This is a genomic window from Stenotrophomonas sp. 01N47, from assembly GCF_056399165.1.
Genome location: NZ_JBFTQU010000002.1, coordinates 264,370 through 281,985, shown reverse-complemented (window position 1 = coordinate 281,985; position 17,616 = coordinate 264,370). Strand labels below are relative to the sequence as shown.

20 protein-coding genes are annotated in these 17,616 nt (G+C 66.7%); 6 read left to right on the top strand and 14 right to left on the bottom strand.

Translation table 11 applies throughout. From position 1 onward, the window contains the following. Window positions 1-82 precede the first annotated feature (82 nt). Complete coding sequence (locus tag AC1DKR_RS05200; RefSeq protein WP_033830519.1) at window positions 83-982, bottom strand: LysR family transcriptional regulator; 900 nt, start codon at window positions 980-982, stop codon at window positions 83-85. A gap of 398 nt (window positions 983-1,380) precedes the next feature. On the opposite strand from AC1DKR_RS05200, the gene AC1DKR_RS05195 reads away from it, so the two are divergent. Together AC1DKR_RS05195 and AC1DKR_RS05190 are read left to right on the top strand one after the other, a co-directional pair. Further along, window positions 1,381-1,593, top strand: a complete 213-nt coding sequence (locus AC1DKR_RS05195; RefSeq protein WP_315829639.1) for a DUF4287 domain-containing protein — start codon at window positions 1,381-1,383, stop codon at window positions 1,591-1,593. A 329-nt stretch (window positions 1,594-1,922) separates the two neighbouring features. After that, on the top strand, window positions 1,923-2,630 hold the full coding sequence (locus AC1DKR_RS05190) for a YitT family protein (protein WP_025874035.1): 708 nt from the start codon (window positions 1,923-1,925) through the stop codon (window positions 2,628-2,630). 89 nt (window positions 2,631-2,719) lie between these two features. On the opposite strand, the gene AC1DKR_RS05185 is transcribed toward AC1DKR_RS05190, so the two are convergent. Beyond that, entirely contained in the window at window positions 2,720-3,265 is a 546-nt protein-coding gene (locus AC1DKR_RS05185) for a DNA-3-methyladenine glycosylase I (RefSeq protein ID WP_025874034.1), read from the bottom strand. After that, the gene (locus AC1DKR_RS05180) at window positions 3,262-5,073 is read right to left on the bottom strand and encodes a DUF4153 domain-containing protein (protein ID WP_478031540.1); all 1,812 of its coding nucleotides are present in this window, start codon (window positions 5,071-5,073) and stop codon (window positions 3,262-3,264) included. The genes AC1DKR_RS05185 and AC1DKR_RS05180 overlap by 4 nt, the downstream gene beginning before the upstream one ends. Before the next feature lie 81 nt (window positions 5,074-5,154). Between AC1DKR_RS05180 and AC1DKR_RS05175 the strand changes: the two genes are divergently transcribed. The 4 genes from AC1DKR_RS05175 to AC1DKR_RS05160 all read left to right on the top strand — a co-directional run bounded on the left by AC1DKR_RS05175 (window position 5,155) and on the right by AC1DKR_RS05160 (window position 7,928). Further along, window positions 5,155-5,721, top strand: coding sequence for a YqgE/AlgH family protein (locus tag AC1DKR_RS05175; protein WP_088099852.1), 567 nt, complete (start codon window positions 5,155-5,157; stop codon window positions 5,719-5,721). Beyond that, window positions 5,714-6,181 carry a Holliday junction resolvase RuvX gene (gene ruvX, locus AC1DKR_RS05170; protein ID WP_025874031.1) on the top strand — a complete coding sequence of 156 codons (468 nt, stop codon included), beginning with the start codon at window positions 5,714-5,716 and terminating at the stop codon, window positions 6,179-6,181. Before AC1DKR_RS05175 ends, ruvX begins: the two co-directional genes overlap by 8 nt. Window positions 6,182-6,197: 16 nt before the next feature. Next, a complete protein-coding gene (locus tag AC1DKR_RS05165; RefSeq protein WP_088099851.1) occupies window positions 6,198-7,148 on the top strand; it encodes an aspartate carbamoyltransferase catalytic subunit in 951 nt (316 codons plus the stop codon). A 288-nt stretch (window positions 7,149-7,436) separates the two neighbouring features. After that, the gene (locus AC1DKR_RS05160) at window positions 7,437-7,928 is read left to right on the top strand and encodes an REP-associated tyrosine transposase (RefSeq protein ID WP_478031537.1); all 492 of its coding nucleotides are present in this window, start codon (window positions 7,437-7,439) and stop codon (window positions 7,926-7,928) included. Window positions 7,929-7,984: 56 nt separating this feature from the next. Here AC1DKR_RS05160 and AC1DKR_RS05155 read toward each other — a convergent pair whose 3' ends face one another. From AC1DKR_RS05155 to AC1DKR_RS05105, 11 genes are all read right to left on the bottom strand, one after another. Beyond that, complete coding sequence (locus tag AC1DKR_RS05155; protein ID WP_025874028.1) at window positions 7,985-8,782, bottom strand: carboxylesterase family protein; 798 nt, start codon at window positions 8,780-8,782, stop codon at window positions 7,985-7,987. Window positions 8,783-8,852: 70 nt separating this feature from the next. After that, window positions 8,853-9,119, bottom strand: coding sequence for a hypothetical protein (locus AC1DKR_RS05150; RefSeq protein WP_478031535.1), 267 nt, complete (start codon window positions 9,117-9,119; stop codon window positions 8,853-8,855). A gap of 11 nt (window positions 9,120-9,130) precedes the next feature. Continuing rightward, entirely contained in the window at window positions 9,131-10,492 is a 1,362-nt protein-coding gene (gene mgtE, locus AC1DKR_RS05145; protein ID WP_025874026.1) for a magnesium transporter, read from the bottom strand. Between the two features lie 219 nt (window positions 10,493-10,711). Then, on the bottom strand, window positions 10,712-12,481 hold the full coding sequence (gene ptsP / locus AC1DKR_RS05140) for a phosphoenolpyruvate--protein phosphotransferase (RefSeq protein WP_394196273.1): 1,770 nt from the start codon (window positions 12,479-12,481) through the stop codon (window positions 10,712-10,714). 2 nt (window positions 12,482-12,483) lie between these two features. Then, entirely contained in the window at window positions 12,484-12,753 is a 270-nt protein-coding gene (locus tag AC1DKR_RS05135; RefSeq protein WP_230113211.1) for an HPr family phosphocarrier protein, read from the bottom strand. After that, window positions 12,746-13,138, bottom strand: a complete 393-nt coding sequence (locus tag AC1DKR_RS05130) for a PTS sugar transporter subunit IIA (protein WP_089239297.1) — start codon at window positions 13,136-13,138, stop codon at window positions 12,746-12,748. Before AC1DKR_RS05130 ends, AC1DKR_RS05135 begins: the two co-directional genes overlap by 8 nt. A 299-nt stretch (window positions 13,139-13,437) precedes the next feature. Then, entirely contained in the window at window positions 13,438-14,322 is an 885-nt protein-coding gene (rapZ, locus tag AC1DKR_RS05125) for an RNase adapter RapZ (RefSeq protein ID WP_230113210.1), read from the bottom strand. Between the two features lie 26 nt (window positions 14,323-14,348). Further along, entirely contained in the window at window positions 14,349-15,299 is a 951-nt protein-coding gene (hprK, locus tag AC1DKR_RS05120; RefSeq protein ID WP_004147299.1) for an HPr(Ser) kinase/phosphatase, read from the bottom strand. Next, entirely contained in the window at window positions 15,296-15,748 is a 453-nt protein-coding gene (locus AC1DKR_RS05115) for a PTS sugar transporter subunit IIA (protein WP_312787177.1), read from the bottom strand. Before AC1DKR_RS05115 ends, hprK begins: the two co-directional genes overlap by 4 nt. A gap of 21 nt (window positions 15,749-15,769) precedes the next feature. Next, complete coding sequence (gene hpf / locus AC1DKR_RS05110; protein ID WP_312109583.1) at window positions 15,770-16,087, bottom strand: ribosome hibernation-promoting factor, HPF/YfiA family; 318 nt, start codon at window positions 16,085-16,087, stop codon at window positions 15,770-15,772. A 58-nt stretch (window positions 16,088-16,145) separates the two neighbouring features. Further along, complete coding sequence (locus tag AC1DKR_RS05105; RefSeq protein WP_478031527.1) at window positions 16,146-17,585, bottom strand: RNA polymerase factor sigma-54; 1,440 nt, start codon at window positions 17,583-17,585, stop codon at window positions 16,146-16,148. Window positions 17,586-17,616: the final 31 nt, after the last annotated feature.

Genomic DNA, 17,616 nt, shown 5'->3' with positions numbered 1-17,616 from the left:
CCTGTGCTGGGTGCGGTCTTTCGGTCTGTGGTGGGCGCGGACTCTCGTCCTGTGGTGGGTGCGGACCGTTGGTCCGCACGCCTCACCCCACCATCGGCCCGCGCAGCGCATCAAGCACGGTACGCATCGCCACGGTGACGTGCCGGCGTGACGGGTAATACGCGTAGTAGCCATCGAAATGCGGGCACCAGTCATCCAGTGTTGATTGCAGGCGGCCTTCCAGCAGGGCCGCCTGCACCTGGTCTTCGGGCAGCCAGGCCAGTCCGCTGCCGGCCAGCGCCGCAGCCCGCGTCATGCCCATGGTGTTGAAGGTCCACTGGCCAGAGACGCGGATGCTCAGCTCGTTGCCATCCTGGCCGAAATCCCACGGCATCAGGCCGCCATGGGTGGGCAGGCGCAGGGTGATGCAGTTGTGCGCGGCCAGATCGTGCGGATGCACCGGCGCCACGTGCTGGCGGAAGTACGACGGTGCACCCACCACGCGCATGCGCAGCGGCGGACTGATCGGCAGCGCCACCATGTCGCGTGCCAGGCGCTCACCGAGACGGATGCCGATGTCGTAGCGTTCGGCGACGATGTCGGCCAAGCCGTAATCGGTGGTCAGTTCAACCTTCAGGTCCGGGTACTGCTGCAGCAGCGGTGCCAGCCTTGGCCACGCCAGGTACTCGGCGGCGTGGCCGGTGGCATTGATGCGGATGGTGCCTGCGGGCCGCTCGCGGTACTCGGCCAGCGCGGCCAGTTCGTCTTCGATCTCGGCCAGGCGCGGGGCCAGGGTTTCCAGCAGGCGGGCACCGGCCTCGGTGGTGGCGACGCTGCGGGTGGTGCGGGTCAGCAGGCGCACGCCCAGTCGTTCTTCCAGCCCGCGCATGGCGTGACTGAGGGCGGACTGGGAGACGCCAAGCTGGGCAGCGGCCTTGGTGAAGCTGCCTTCGCGGGCAACGTGGACGAAGGCTTGCAGGTCGTTGAGGTTTTCACGCGGCATGAGGGGATGATACGGCCGGGCTGCGCCCGGCGCCCGAGGTAGTGCCGGCCGCTGGCCGGCAACCTCAACAGCAACAGCCGAAGCAAGAGCAAAAGCTGGGTTCCTGTGGGATGGCGGGGTGGGTCCGGTTGCAGGGGACGCTGCAAGTACGTCCCTGTAAGCTCGGTCGCGCCATCCATGGCGCTCACGCCCCTGCAACCGGACCCACCCCGCCTTCGACAGTTTCCCGGTGCTGTTGGTAGATGCTGTTGGTAGGTGTCGACCTTGGTCGACACGTAGATCCCCGCCATGCGTGGATGCGTACCCGGTGGTACCGGCGCTGGTCGGTAAATGCCGATGTCGATTTGTGGTTCCGTGGTTCGTCGAATGGGTACTTTCCAAACAACAGGGAGCAGCACATGAGCAGCGACAGCAAACCCAAGGGCCCGGCGTCCTATTTCCCTTCCATCGAAAAGACCTACGGGCAGCCGGTGACGCATTGGCTGGGGCTGCTGGCCAAACGGCCGGGCTTGAAGCATATGGAGCTGGTCAGCTTCCTGAAATCCGAGCACGGGCTGGGCCATGGCCACGCAAACGCCCTGGTCGCCCATCACCTGGCCACCCAGCGCTGAACCCACCGCTCCATCGAGCGCAGCGACCCGCTTCTGCTCTTCTTTTCTCTTTACGTGGCTGGACGCGCACGGAAATTGTCCAAGGCCGGGCGGGTGGGCTGTGCAGGGGCGTGAGCCGCATGGATGCGGCGACCGAGCTTACATGGACGTACTTGCAGCGCCCCCTGCACAGCCCACCCGCCCGGCCCACTGCCAGATTCGGAGGCATTACGCCGCCCAGCCGCGAGGGGCTGCGCCGTTCGCCGCAACTCCCAACTGAACGATTTCATCTGCAACTGTCATGCAGATCGTGTCTAATACCGCTCCCCACCCGTAGTGCCCCCACCTGTATGTCCCTCCAATCCCATGGCCCGGCGCCGTGCGACGACGCTGACGGCCACCTGGTCACCGCTGGCCCGCTGACCCCGCCGCCCGATGTTGCCGGCACCCCCGCCGATGAGAAGGCGCTGCGCCACTCGGTCGCCGAGGACGTGCAGGGCATGGTGCTGGCCATGCTCGTGGCCTCACTGGGCCTGGCGATCTTCGCCAAGGGCGGGCTGATGATCGGCGGCATGGCCGGCATGGCCTTCCTGCTGCACTATTCGATGGGCTGGAACTTCGGTCTGGTGTTCGTGCTGGTCAACCTGCCGTTCTACTGGGTGGCCGTGCGCCGCATGGGCTGGGAATTCACCCTGAAGACGTTCGCAGCGGTCACTGCCTGCGGCCTGCTCACCGACATCCTGCCGCGCTGGGCGGACTTTTCGCATATCGCGCCGCTGTACTCGGCGCTGGTCGGGGGCGCGCTGTCCGGCCTGGGCATCCTGTTCTTCATCCGCCACCGCGCCAGCCTCGGCGGCATCGGCATCCTGGCGGTGTACCTGCAGCGCACCCGCGGCTGGAGCGCCGGCAAAGTGCAGATGTCCTTCGATGCGTGCCTGATGGTGGCCGCGTTCTTCGTGCTGTCGCCGTCGAAAGTGATGTACTCGGCCATCGGTGCGGTGGTGCTCAGCCTGGTGCTGATGTTCAACCACCGCCCGGGCCGCTACATGGGCGTCTGATTCCGCATTCGGCGGATCGCCCGCCCAGGCGCCACCCGCCCAGGCGCCACCCGCCCCGGCAGCGCCGGGCCATGGCCGGCGGATGCGCATCAGCCGCGCGCTGCCTGTACCCACGGCGGTGCCAGCTTCAGCAGCGTTGCATGCACCGGGCAGTCCTCGGCATGCGCGCCCGGCAGGTAGCCCAGGCTCATCAGGAACTCGCCGGTGATCTCGCCGCCGGTGAAGCGGAACGTCTTCTTGAACAGCTTCACCCAGTCGGCCTTGCTGCGCGGATGGTGTGCGTCCAGCCAGGCGGCGAAGCTGCCGTGGCTCTGGCGCAGCTGCTGGATCACCTGCGCGTTGTGGATCGCCGCCAGCACCTTCAAGCGGTTGCGGATGATGCCCGGGTCCGACAGCAGGCGCTCGATGTCCTGCTCGGCGTAGGCCGCCACGCGATCAACGTCGAACGCGTCATAGGCCGCGCGGAATCCCTCGCGCTTCTTCAGGATGGTCTCCCAGCTCAGACCAGCCTGGTTGATCTCCAGCAGCAGGCGCTCGAACAGTTCACGCTCATCGCGCTGCGGGAAACCATATTCATTGGCGTGGTAGTACTCGTGCACCGGATGGCCCGGGGCGATGCGGCAGTATCCGCTCATGGTGTGGCCGCCTCCGCGCGGTCGTTGCTGCGATCAATCTCCAGCTGGCCCGCCGCGCCGTCAAGCAGCAGCGTCGGCCAGCGCGGCGGCTGCATGGTCAGGCGGCCGTCGCGCAGGGCCTGTGGGGCCCCGTCCGAGGTGCGCTGGTCAACGTCCTGGAAGGAAACATCACCCTCCTTTCTCCAGCCAGCCGGTTCGCGCACGTGCAGCTGGCAGCGCGGACCGCTGTACAGACTGGTCATGCACAGCAGCACGTCGTCTTCTCCATCGCCGTCCAGGTCACGGCGCAGGGTGACGCAGCGGTTGTCGCCGGTCTTGTCGTCGTCCAGGCAATCGCCCGCGTGCAAGCGACGGTCCAGTATCGCCTGCCACCAGTCATCGGCTGGCGAGGCGGTGCCCTTGGCCTGCACGATCCGTGACTTCAGGCTGGCGAGGTCGCGCACGCCATCGTCGATGTCGTTATCCCAGCGTGACTCGCGCTTCTGCCGGGCCAGGGCCTGCACGATGATGCTGGAGGCGCGCGTGTCGGCCGCCAATGACGGTGCTTTCTGCAGCGTGCGCAGCGCCTGCACACCTCGACGGCCCAGCTCGAAACGCAGCTGATTTGCGGCGTCCGCGGTCATCAACGCCGGATCGGCGCGCAGGCGCTTCATCTGGCTGGCCAGGGTGATGCGCACCGGGTCGATCACCGGCGAGATGGCCAGCAGTGCGGTTGCCAGCACGGCCCAGCACATCCAGCGGTTGACCGGCTCAAGCCGATGCAGCCAACGCCCGTGCCGGCGCAGTGCGGCGAAGGCGTAGCCGATGGCATAGCCGGCAATCAGCACCGCGACCGCCGCGCCCCAGAAGCGCGAGAGGGTCCAGCCGTACTGGCTGACCCGCAGGGACATCGCATACAGCGCCAGGCCGGCGTAGATCGGCAGTGCCAGCAGGCTGGCCTCGACCAGCCGGCGCAGCCATGCCGGGTAGGGCGGGGTGCCGTCGTCGTGCTGGTAGACCGCGTTGGCCAGGCTGATCAGCAGCACCGCCAGCACCAGCAGCAGGCTGGCGGCCGAACGCGTGGCCCACAGCGGCGCCAGCCCGGTGAACGGCAGCGACAGCACGAACAGCACCGCGATGAACGACAGCAATGGCAGCAGGCCGCGGCAGATCGCGAAGAGCACCTGGCGGGTGATCTGCATCGCGCGATGCTGGGTGCGCCCGATCAGCACGCCGAAGCCTGCCAGCATGCCGGTGGCCAAGGCGATGAAGGCATCGCTACCGAACAGGACGTGGAAAAAGTCGACCTTGACCATCCGGAACAGCGCCGCCCACAGCCACAGCAGCAGCCAGGTCAAGCCGGTGAACACCGCCGCCAGCACCAGGGTCAGCCCGTTCTGCCAGGCGCGTTCGAACAACGCGCCATAGTCGGCCCGCCAATGTCCGGCATGCAGGCGGAACTGCCACCACGGCAGGGCAATGAACGTGGCAACGGCCAGGCAGATCGAGAGCGGAACCTGCAGCACGGCCGCGTACAGCGCGGTTTCTCCGCTCAGGTTCCAGGCGGTCCAGGCGGCCAGCGCGAGGACCAGCAACGAGGCCAACCCGGCGTGCAGCCACAGGCGCCAGGCCTTCAGATCGACCAGCGTCAAGGCCACTGCGGTGGGCACGGTCAATACCCAGGCATACCAGCAGTAGCGCCAGCCGATGTCCCGGAACGGCCATTGATCCGCCAGTTCCTGGGCCGCGAAAAGCATCAGCCCCTGGAGCAGTGCGATCAACACGATCATGCTGCGGGTGGGCCATGACAGCGTTGCATCCTGCTGCATCGGGTCGTCCTGCTTGCAAGAGGGCCATCCTAGCCCATCCCTTCGCGCCCGCATCCGGTCGCAGCGGTTAGAATGGCGCCCATGCCAGTAACGCCGACTTCCCTCGCCAATCACCTGCTCGTGGCGCTGCCGTCGCTGATCGACGCCACCTTCGCCCGCACCGTCGCGCTGATCTGCCAGCACGACGAGAACGGGGCAATGGGGGTGCTGGTCAACCAGCCGTCCGAGTACACCCTGGGCGAAGTGCTTGCGCAGATGGAGATCGCTACCGGCGATGGCGTCCTGCAGGCGCGTCCGGTGCTCAATGGCGGACCGGTGCATCCCGAGCGTGGCTTCGTCATCCATGACGACGCGCGCGCGTGGGATTCCAGCCTCGTCGTCGGTGAGGGCCTGTACCTGACCACCTCGCGTGACATCCTCGAGGCGATGGCGCGTGGCGAAGGCCCCGCCAATGCCGTGGTCACCCTGGGCTGCGCGGGCTGGAGTGCCGGCCAGCTGGAAAGCGAACTGTCCGAAAACAGCTGGCTGACCGTGCCGGCCGATGCCGAACTGGTGTTCCAGCTGCCGCTGGAACAGCGCTGGCAGGGCGCCGCGTCGCGCATTGGCGTCGATCTGTTCCGGCTGACCGATTACAGCGGCCATGTCTGAGCCGGCCCTCATCCGTCGCGATGGCACCGTACTCGGTTTCGATGTCGGCTCGCGCCGGATCGGCGTGGCGATCGGCAGTGCCTTCGCCGCGCATGCACGCGCGGTGGCCGTGGTCGATGTGCACGGCAATGGCCCCGACTGGGCGGCGATCGAACGCCTGCTCAAGGAATGGAAGCCCGATGGCCTGGTGGTCGGCGATCCGCTGACCCTGGACGGCCAGGACCAGCCCAACCGCAAGCGCGCGCAGGGCTTTGCCCGCCAGCTGCGGGAACGTTTCAAGCTGCCGGTGGTGATGATCGACGAACGTTCCAGCTCGGTCGAGGCCGCCCGTCGTTTCGCCGTCGAGCGCGCCGAAGGGCGCAAGCGTCGCCGCGACGCGGCTGCGCTCGATGCCGTGGCCGCGGCGGTGATCATCGACCGCTGGTTGTCGTCGCCGGACGACGCCATTCCCATTCCCTGACGATACGAACCCCGCCATGACCGCCCAGCAACTCGATGACTCCGGCCGCCTGCGCCACCTGTTGACGCTTGAAGGTCTTCCCCGCGACACCCTGGTGCAACTGCTCGACCGCGCTGGCCAGATCCGCGATGCCGCGGTCGGCCGTGTCGGCAACAAGCGCCACGTGCTGGGCGGATCGGCGGTGTGCACGTTGTTCTTCGAACCTTCCACCCGTACCCGCAGCTCGTTCCATCTGGCGGCGCAGCGGCTGGGTGCGGACGTGCTGAACTTCGACGCCTCCACCTCGTCCACGCGCAAGGGCGAAACCGCCTGCGATACGCTGAAGAACCTGGAAGCGATGGGCGTGCGCGGTTTCGTGGTGCGCCACCCCGATGACGGCGCCGTGGCGGCGCTGGCTGCCGTGGCGGGCGAGGGCACCGCGCTGGTCAATGCCGGCGACGGCCGCAGCTCGCACCCGACCCAGGGCCTGCTGGACATGCTGACCCTGCGCCAGGCCAAGGGCCCGGACTTCTCGAAGATGAAGGTGGTGATTGTCGGTGACGTCAAGCACTCGCGCGTTGCCCGCACTGACCTGCATGCCCTGCGCACGCTGGGCGTGGGCGAGATCCGCGTATGCGGCCCGCAGTCGCTGCTGCCCGACGACGACACCCTCAAGGGCTGCGTGGTCGGTGATGATTTCGACGCGATGCTGGAAGGCGTCGACGCGCTGATGATGTTGCGCCTGCAGCGCGAGCGCATGGAAGAAGGCCTGGTGCCGTCGCTGGAGCAGTACCACGCTCAGTACGGCCTGAACGCCGCACGCCTGGCCCGCGCCGGCAAGGATGCCGCCGTGCTGCACCCGGGGCCGATCAACCGCGGCGTGGAAGTGACCGACGAAGTGGCCGACGGCCCGCAGTCGTGGGTGCTGCGCCAGGTCGCCAACGGCGTTGCCGTGCGCATGGCCGTGCTGGAAACCCTGCTGGGTTGATACCCCGCGTCCCGGTTGGGTGGGAATTCACCTTGAACTACCTTGGTGGGTGCCGACCGTTGGTCGGCACATAGGGGAATCACCTTGAACTGCCTTGGTGGGTGCCGACCGTTGGTCGGCACATAGGGGGATCACCTTGAACTGCCTTGGTGGGTGCCGACCGTCGGTCGGCACAGAGCAATCAGTCCCGTGAAGCGCTGGGCGCAACCATTGATTGGCTACAGGCCTACCTGCATCGGAGTAGTTGCCCGATAGAAGGGCACTGCCGGTAGGCACACGCTTGTGCCCATGAACCGTGCACGTCTATGCCTTGGCCGCCATTCCCGGATCGGGCAATCCTACATCCTGACCACCGTCACTCAGGGGCATCGACGCCACTTCGACGATGCCACTGCGGCGCAGGTGGTGATGGACGTGGTCCGCCGCATTGATGCTGAAGGCCTGACACACTCACTTGCCTATGCGGTCATGCCGGAACACATCCATTGGCTTGTGGAGCTCCGCGCGTTCTCGCTGGATTACATCATGCAACGCTTCAAACCGAGCAGTGCATTGCGGATCAACCGCATGTTCGGCCGATCAGGGCGCTTCTGGCAATCGAGCTATCACGATCACGCGATCCGCTCCGATGAATCACTGTACCGGCATGCGATGTACGTGTTGGGGAATCCGATCAGGGCAGGGCTGACCGCACAGCTTGGTGAATATCCCTATGCGTGGTGTCGATGGGAGATCGAAGGGAGGTTCCAGGCAATTGAACACATTGGATTGGAGAGATAGTGCCGACCAACGGTCGGCACCCACCGACACACGCGTTTTCCAGCAGGGACCGTGACTCAGCGCTTCTGGGCGAACAGCCACGCCCACATCGCCGCGTCGGCGTAGGTGGCATCCCAGGCATTGTGGTTGCCCTCCGCGTACTCGGTATAGCGCACGTCGCGCGCGCCGGCGGTCTGGAACGCGGCATGCAGCCGGCGATCATCATCCGGTGGCACCACATCATCCAGCGCGCCGTGGAAGATCCAGATCGGGGTGCGCTGCAACCGTTGCGCGATCACCGCATAGGGATCCGCTTCGTTCGCCACCTGCTCGACGAACAGGGTAGGGCGTACCGCACGTGGTGCCAGCACCGCACCGCACACCGGCACGATCGCGGCAAAGCGCTTCGGATCGTCCAGCGCGATGTTCCAGCTGCCATAGCCGCCCATCGACATTCCGGTCAGGTACTGCCTTGCCGGGTCAGCGCCGAATTCGGCGATCGTGGCGTCCAGTGCCGCGATCGCCACACGGTTGTTGCGGCCGCTCCATTCCTCGTCGCCGGGAACCTGCGGAAACACCGCCAGCGCGGGGAAGTCGGCCGCGTGCCGACGCAGGTACGGGCCCAGGCCTGCGTGGGTCTGCTTCACGCCATCGCCGCCGCGCTCGCCGGAGCCGTGCAGGAACAGCACCACCGGCAGCGGACCAGCCGCGCGCGCGGCGGCGGCCGGTATGAACACCTGGTAGTAGGCGGTGTCGCCGTCCACCTTCACCGCACGTGCCTCGAAGTGGCCGCGGGCACCGGGCGGCGTACTGGCACACCCGGTCAACATCAGCAGGGCCAGCAGCGGCAGCCAGCGCAGAAGCGATCGAAGCATGGCGGTTCCCATGAGGGCGATGTCGCCTCGATGGTAGTGCGCCGCGACCGGCCCGGCATCGTGCGCCGCATCACTGCGGGCGCGGGAAGCTGGCGATGATCTCCAGCTGCTCCTGTGCTTCGGCATTGCCGCCTGCGGCCGCGGCCTGCACCTGCGCCATGTCCGGGTGCAGCACCACCAGCAACGGGTTCTCGCACACCGGGCACACATACTCGGTGGCGTCCTCGTCCAGTTCCATCACCATTGCCCGCGAACTGCCCTTCCACTCGCAGGCGGCACAGGTGTGAAGCTGGTCGCGCCAACCCGGTGTAAAGTAGTTTTCGATCGTCGTTGCCATGGCAGTTCCAGTCAGTGCAGCAGGACCATGGTGGCCAGGCCGAGGAAAGTAAAGAAGCCCATCGAGTCGGTCACCGCTGTCAGGAAGATGCCGCTGGCCAGCGCCGGATCAAAGCCGAAGCGCTTCAGGCCCAGGGGCACCAGCACGCCGGCAAGCGCCGCGAACAACAGGTTGCAGGTCAGCGCGATGGCGATCACGGCCGAGAGCCCGGGCGAGTGGAACCAGGCGAGCACGATCAGGCCCAGCACCGAGCCGAGTACCACGCCATTGAGCAGGGCCACCCGCACTTCCTTCCACAGCAGCGTGCGTGCGTTGGAACTGCCGACCTGGCCCAGCGCCAGGCCGCGCACCATCAGCGCCAGCACCTGGGTGCCGGCGTTGCCGCCGAGTCCGGCGACGATCGGCATCAACACTGCCAGTGCGACCAGCTTGTCGATGGTGCCCTCGAAGTGGCCGACCACGCTGGAGGCCAGGAAGGCTGTGCACAGATTCACCGACAGCCACATCAAGCGGCGGCGCATCGCGCGCCAGACCGGGCTGAACAGGTCCTCGTCCTCGTCCAGGCCGGCGGCGCCCAGCGCCTGGTGCTCGGCCTGGCCACGGATGATGTCGACCACGTCATCGATGGTGATGCGGCCGATCAGGATGTTGTTGTCATCCACCACCGGCGCGGAGATCCAGTCATGGTCGGAGAACTGCCGCGCCACTTCCTGGTCGCTCTCGCCGACATCGATGGCAGGCTGCTCATCGTCGATCAGGCGGTTGATCGGGGTGGTGTCTTCGTGGGTCACCAGCGAGGCCAGCGACACGCGGCCCAGGTACTGGTGACGGCGGCTGACTACGAACAGGTGATCGGTGTGGTCGGGCAGTTCGCCGCGCAGCCGCAGGTAGCGCAGCACCACATCGACGTTGACGTCGGCGCGCACCGTCACCACGTCCGGGTTCATCAAGCGGCCAGCGCTGTCCTCGGGGTAGGACAGCACCTGCTCCAGGCGCTCGCGGTTCTCGCGGTCCATCGACTTGAGGACTTCGTCGATGACCGTGTCCGGCAGGTCTTCGACCAGGTCGGCCAGATCGTCGATGTCGAGGTCTTCGACCGCGGCGATGATCTCGTCCGGGTCCATGTCCGCGAGCAGGCTTTCGCGCACGTCGTCGCCGACGTGGACCAGTACCTCTCCGTCATCTTCCGGATCGACCAGGCCCCAGACGATCTCGCGCTTGCCCGGCGGCAGCGATTCGAGCAGGTTGCCGATCTCGGCCGGCGCCAGAGTATTGACCAGACGGCGTACCGGGCCCAGCCGACCGCTGTCCAGTGCATCGGACAGCATCCGCAACTGGCGCGCAGTCTTGTCGTGGCGTACAGCCTCAGCCATCGCAGCTCCCGCGGGGATAAGAAAAGCCGCGATCCTGGCAAGGATGCGGCAACAGGGGTGTTCAGCGCGTCATTATCGCAAGGGGATGTTTCAGCGCATAGCCGCCGGGCATGGCGGCTATGCCGGGCGTTGGTAGTGCCGGCCGCTGGCCGGCAACTGCAACATGCCTACCGAAGGCCCATGAGGTTGCCTGCCAGCGGCCGGCACTACCGTCGGGAATCAGGACGCGTCCGCCACAAGCGCCAGCCAGCGCTCGATGCCGCGGCGGTCGCGCATGCCCAGCAGCTTCGGTGCGCGGGCACGCAGGGCCCCCAGATCGGCATCACGGACAGCACGGCGTACTTCCAGCAGGGTGCCCGGGTGCAGGCTGAACTCGGTCAGGCCCAGTGCCAGCAGCAGCGGGGTCATCCGTGCGTCGCCCGCGATTTCGCCGCATACCGCCACCGGAATGCGATGGCGTGCGCCGGTCTCGATCACCATCTGCAACAGGCGCAGCACGGCCGGATGCAGCGGCGAATACAGTTCGCCCAGTGCTTCGTTGTTGCGGTCGGCGGCCAGCAGGTACTGAACCAGATCGTTGGTGCCGATCGACAGGAAGTCGACCAGATCGATGAAGCTCTCCAGCGCCAGCGCGGCGGCGGGTACTTCGATCATCGCGCCCAGTGGCACGTGCTCGGCCACCATGTGGCCCTCGGCGCGCAGTTGCTCGCCCAGTTTCAGCATGCGCCGGCGCACCGCCAGCAGTTCGTCGCGGGTGCTGACCATGGGCACCAGCACGCGCAGCTTGCCGTAGGCCGAGGCACGCAGGATCGCGCGCATCTGGGTGTCGGCCACCTTGGGCCGCGCCAGCGACAGGCGCACGCCGCGCAGGCCCAGCGCCGGGTTTTCCTCGTTGCTCAGGGTCAGGCCGGTGCGGTCGGCCTTGTCTGCACCCAGGTCGAGGGTGCGGATGGTCACCGGCCGGCCACTCATGCCCAGCGCCGCATCGCGGTAGGTCTGGAACTGTTCTTCTTCGTCCGGCAGCTCGTTGCGCTGCAGGAACAGGAATTCGGTGCGGTACAGGCCCAGGCCGTGGGCGCCCAGCGCATGCGCCTGGGTCACATCTTCCAGCGATTCGGCGTTGGCCAGCAGTGCGATGTCGACCTGGTCGCGGGTGCGGCTGGGCTTGCTGCGCAGGCGGCCGAGCTCGCGCTGCTCGCGTGCGTGCTCCTTCAGGCGCGCCCGGTAATCACGCAGGTTGTCGGCCTGCGGGTTGACGGTGATGCTGCCGTCGGCGCCATCGATGATCAGCACGTCGCCGTCGATCACCTTGCTCAGCAGCTGCGGCACGCTGACGATCAACGGCAGGTGCAGGCTGCGGGCGAGGATCGCACTGTGCGAAAGCGCGCTGCCAGCGCTGGTGACGATGCCGACCACACCGTGCGATTGCAGTTGGGCCAGCTCGGAAGGGGCGATGTTGTCGCAGACCAGGATTTCGCCGGCCAGGCCCTTCACCGCTGCGGGCCGTTCCGGCTGCAGGAACGCGTGGATGCGCCCGATCACATGGTCGAGATCGTCCATGCGGCTCTTCAGGTAGGCATCGTCCATGCCGTCGAAGACTTTGGCCAAGCGGTCGCGCTGCAGGCGCAGCGCGTAGCCGGCACTGTAGGGACCACTGCGGATCAGTTCGTCCAGGCCGAACAGCAGTTCGGGATCGTCCAGCAGCAGTGCATGCAGGTCGAGGAACTCGCCCACTTCCTGGTTCAGCGCGCCATGCAGGCGCTGGCGCAGTTCGTGCATCTCCGTGCGCGCCGCGTCCACGGCGCGATGCAGGCGTGCCAGCTCGGATTCAACCTGGGAGGGGGCGACGCGCTGTTCGGCTACTTCCAGTGCATGCGGCAGGCGCACGCGGGCGCGGCCCATCGCAGTACCTCGGGCGGCGCCGTGTCCGGCCAGCAGCTGTACCGGCCGTTGGCCGGTGGGGGCTTGGCCGGCGCGCGCGCGCGGCACGCTCAGTTGTCCTCGTCGAAGCGACGCTCGAACAGCTCAACCACCGCGTCCATCGCGGCGACTTCGTCTTCGCCGTTGATGCGGATGGTGACCGGCGTGCCTTGCCCGGCCGCCAGCAGCATCACGCCCATGATGCTCTTGGCGTTGATTTCACGGCCCTTGGCGGCCATGGTCACGTTGCAGCGGAACGGCGCCAGGGTCTGCACCAGCTTGGCGGTGGCCCGGGCATGCAGGCCCAGGCGGTTGCTCACAATGAGTTCTCGTTCAAGCATCGTCGACTATCGCTCCATTACGGGTGCCCGCCGCCGCAGTGGCAGGCAGTTGATCCAGTCCCTGTTCCGGATAATTCATCACCCGCAGCAACATCGGCAGACTCAGCGCCGACACCCGGCGAACCGGGGTCCCCAACCGGGCCAGCTGCCCGGCAAGGTTGGCGGGGCTGGCACCGTACAGGTCGGTCAGGATCAGCACGCCCTCACCCCCATCGACCCGCCGCAGAGCGGCCGAGGCGAGCGGGAGCAGAGCATCCAGGTCTGCGTCGAACGGTACTTCGAAAGCTTCGGTCTTCAGCGGCAACTGCCGCAGAAGCCGGGTCGCCACGTCGAGCAGGGCGATCCCGACCCCAGGATGTGTTACGAGGAGAATGCCACAGGTCATTACTGCACGTTAACAGGTCAAGGTGAATTGGCGATAGCAGCAGGAGAGGGGCACTGTGTCCCGTATTCAGCGTTGTTCGGGTCAGAGCCCTTTTCCGTTGAAAAAGGGACCCGACCCCATCCGTTTTTTCGATGCCTGACAGAGATTCATCCACGCATGGCGTGGATCTACTGTGTCGACCAAGGTCGACACCCACCAACAGCCAAACGACGATGCGCCGCCATCCCACGTAATCCGGCTCTTGCCGTTGACGTTGCCGTGGTTTCTGCGGGTGCCGGGCGCAGCCCGGCCGACCCCCCTCAATCCTGCTCGCGGTGGTACGTCGCCACGTCTTCCCAGCCCATCTCACGCGCATGGCGAGCCAGGCGTTCGGCCAGGAACACCGAGCGGTGCTTGCCGCCGGTGCAGCCGAAGGCCACCGTCACATAGCTGCGGGTGCCGTCACCCAGCTTGGGCAGCCAGGTATCCAGGAAATCCATCAGCTGCGCCAGGTAGCGCTGCACATCCGGCTGCGCCTCCAGGTAGTCGCGCACGCCGGGTTCGCGGCCGCTCAACGCACGCAGTTCCGGATCCCAATGCGGGTTGGGCAGCACGCGCGCGTCGAACACGAAATCGGCCTCGGCCGGCACGCCACGCTTATAGGCGAACGATTCGAACAGCAGCGACAGGCGGGTGGCATGGCCCATCGCGAATTCGGTGATGATGCGGCGGCGCAGCTGATGCACGTTCAACGCACTGGTATCGATCACCGCATCGGCTTCGCGGCGCAGCGGCGCGATCAGCTCGCGCTCACGGGCAATCGCTTCGGGCAGCGACAGGCCCAGCTGGCTCAGCGGGTGCCGGCGGCGGGTGTCGGCGTAGCGCTTGAGCACCGTTTCATCGCTGGCCTCGAAAAACAGCACCTTGGCGTCGACGCCGGCATCGGTGGCCAGCTGCCGCCAGCTGGACAACTGGGTCAGGTCGCTCTGCCCGCGCACATCGATGCCCACCGCCAACCGACGCGATGCCGCGCCGTCGTGGTGGCTCAGCACATTGCGCACGAAATCCGGCAGCAGCTGGATCGGCAGGTTGTCCGAGCAGTAGTAGTCCTGGTCCTCGAAGGTCTTCAGGGCGACGGATTTACCCGAGCCGGACAGGCCACTGACGATGATCAGGGTCGGGGCGGTGGGAATGACGGTGCTCATGGACGGGCTCTTCGAAGGACAGGGGGTCAGGGCGTTCGCCGTTCCAGCAGGTTACTGTGGCGGGCGATGAACATTGCCGCTGGGTCGATACCCTTGGTACGCAGAATGTGCAGGCGGGTGGCCGCCTCGGTCAGAACGGCAAGGTTGCGGCCGGGCATCACCGGCAGGGTGATCAGCGGCACGTCCAGGTCCAGCACGTGGCGCGTGCCCGAGTCACCGGTCAGGCGCTCGTAACCATGGGGGGTGGGCTCGGTCATCGGCTTGGTCAGGTGGACGATCAGCCGAAGGTACTTGTTCTTCTTTACAGCGGTGTCGCCGAACATCTCGCGCACGTTCAGCACGCCCAGGCCGCGCACTTCCAGCAGGTCCTGCAGCAGTTCCGGGCAGGTGCCATCGAGCACGTCGGGGGCGATCTGGGTGAACTCGGGGGCATCGTCGGCCACCAGGCGGTGACCGCGGCTGAGCAGTTCCAGGGCCAGCTCGCTCTTGCCTGACCCCGCTTCACCGGTGATCAGCACGCCGATGGAGTAGATCTCCATGAACACGCCATGCAGGATCACCCGCGGCGCCAGCGTCCGGGCCAGGTGGTAGGACAGATGGTTGAGCAGTTCGTGGCCGCGCTTGGGTGACAACCACAGCGGCGTGCCGGATTCATCGGCGGCCGCGCGCAGGTCTTCCGGGCACGGCTGGTTGCGGGTAAGCACCAGCGCCAGCGGATGCGACTGCATGATCTTTTCGATGGTTTCCCAGCGCTGGCGTGGTTCCAGCGCGTCCAGCCAGGATAGTTCCTCGGTACCGAGGATCTGCACCTTGTTGGGATAGATCGCATTGAGATAGCCGGCCAGCGAAGGGCGTCGCGAGACCGTATTGCCGGCCTCCAGCTCGCGCTTCTCACCGGATTTGCCCGCTGCCCAACGCAGGCCGAGCCGCTCACGCTGCTGTTCGAACAGTTCGCGGGCAGTGATGCTGGTATTCATGCGGCGCTCGCCGGTGGGGTCAGGTCCAGGGCCTGGCGCAGCTCCCGTGCATCGCCGGCCTCGCGCAGCGCCTGGCGGATGCAGGGCGCGGAAAACAGCTCGGCCAGCTCGGACAGCAGCATCAGGTGTTGATGGGTGTAGTGGGCGGGAACGGCCATGGCGAACACCAGGTCCACCGGCTCGTCGCCACCGAAATCGACCGGGGCCTGCAGGCGCAGCAGCGCGCCACGGGGGCGATCCAGGGTCGGCGCACGACCATGCGGGATGGCGATGCCGTAGCCGATCGCGGTACTGCCCAACGCTTCGCGCTGGCACAGGTTGAGATAGATCTGTTCGGCGTTGGCCTGGCGGCAGGCCAGCAATCCGGCCGCGGCCTGCAGGACGCTGTCGCGGTCGGTGGCCGTGCAGAGCTGGGTCTGCACGGCCGCCAGGAGGTCAGTCAGGGGCATGTCTGCGGGGAGCGGTGGCGATCAGCCACCATTGTCGCCCACCGGCAGCGGTGCGTGCTGCTGTTTTTTCTCCTTGTGCTTGATCACCAGGCGGTCAAGCTTGTCCGCCAGCAGGTCGATCGCCGCATACATGGTCTGCGCATTGGCTTCAGCGTGCAGGGTCTGACCCGGGATATTGAGGCTGGCATCGACGTGGTGCTCAGTCTTCTGCAGCTTGAGGGTCACCCGCGCTTCGCAGTGCTGGTCGAAGTGTTTGCCGACCCGGGCCAGCTTCTCCTCTACATAGGACTGCAGGGCCGGGGTGACTTCGACATCTTTGCCAAACGTTTCGATGCGCATCGGGTTTCTCCTTTGATCGGAAGTGCCAATGAACCTCTCCGCCGGGCGCGGCGGCGCGTCAAACGATTCTGACTCTTTCGTGCGAGGCGGAGATGTTCATGGCCTCACGATACTTCGCCACGGTGCGCCGCGCTACTGGGATTCCCGATGTTTTGAGCAGGTCAGCCAGCTTGGCGTCAGAAAGCGGCTTGCGTGGGTTCTCGTCATCGATCAGACGCCGGATCATGGCCTGGATGGCGGTGCTGGACGCTTCGCCACCGCCGTCGGTGTCGATGCCCGAGGCGAAGAAGGCGCGCAGCGGCAGGGTGCCGCGTGGCGTACGCACATGTTTGCGGGCGATCGCGCGCGATACGGTGGATTCGTGCAGGCCCAGTTCGCCGGCGATCTCGCGCAGGGTCAGCGGGCGCAGTGCCTGTTCGCCGAATTCAAGGAAGCCCGCCTGCTGCTGGATCAGGCTGCGCACCACCCGCAGCAGCGTCTCGCCACGCGCCTGCAGGCCCTTCAGCAGCCAGCGCGCTTCCTGCAGCTGGCCGCGCAGATAACCGGCATCGGCGTCACCGCAGTGACGGATCATCTGCTCGTAACCGCGGTGGATCACCAGCTTGGGGCCGGCATGGGCGGCCAGCGCGGCGCGCCAGATGCCGTTCTGCCGCCATACGACCACGTCGGGTACCACGTAGGTATCCTGGGCGAGCGGGGCGATCTGGGTGCCGGGGCGCGGGTCCAGCGAGCGCAGCAGGGCCACGGCGGTCTCGACCTCGGCCAGCGGCTGCTTCAACTGCTGGGCCAGGCCGGTCACGCCCGAGCGCGGCAGTTGCTCCAGTGGGCCGGCAGCAACCTGCCGGGCCAGGGCCAGGCACGGGGTATCAGCAGGAAGCACGTCCAGCTGCAGTTGCAGGCATTCGCCAAGGCTGCGTGCGGCCACGCCAACGGGGTCGAAGCGCTGGATCTGGTGCAGCACGGTCAGGATTTCGTCTTCACCGGCGTGGATCGCCGGCAACAGCGCTTCGGCGATGGCCGAGAGCGGTTCGCGCAGATAGCCATCGTCTTCCAGCGAATCGATCAGCGCGGCGCCGATGCTGCGGTCGCGCTTGGACAGGTGGGTCAGGTGCAGCTGCCACAGCAGGTGGTCGGCCAGGGTTTCGGTTTCGGCAACGCGTTCGGCGGCACTGCCGTTGTCGTCGTCGTCATCGAAACTACCGCCGCTGCCGCCACTGCTCCAGTCCAGCTCGGCAGGCGCCCAGTCGTCGCCGTTGCTTTCAGCGTTGTCGGGCGGGGCGTCATTGTCGCCGCCCGCGTCCTCGCTGCTGCCGTCCTTGTCGACACCGGCGCCTTCGTCGCTGCTGTCGGACCAGTCCAGCAGCGGATTGCTCTCCACCGCCTGTGCGATTTCCAGCTCCAGCTCGGTCGTGGACATCTGCAGCAGCTTGATCGCCTGCTGCAGCTGGGGCGTAAGCACCAGCTGCTGTCCCAACGATGTCTGCAGCCGAGTCTTCATGCCTGTGCCGAACGGAAGGGAGAGGCCCCGA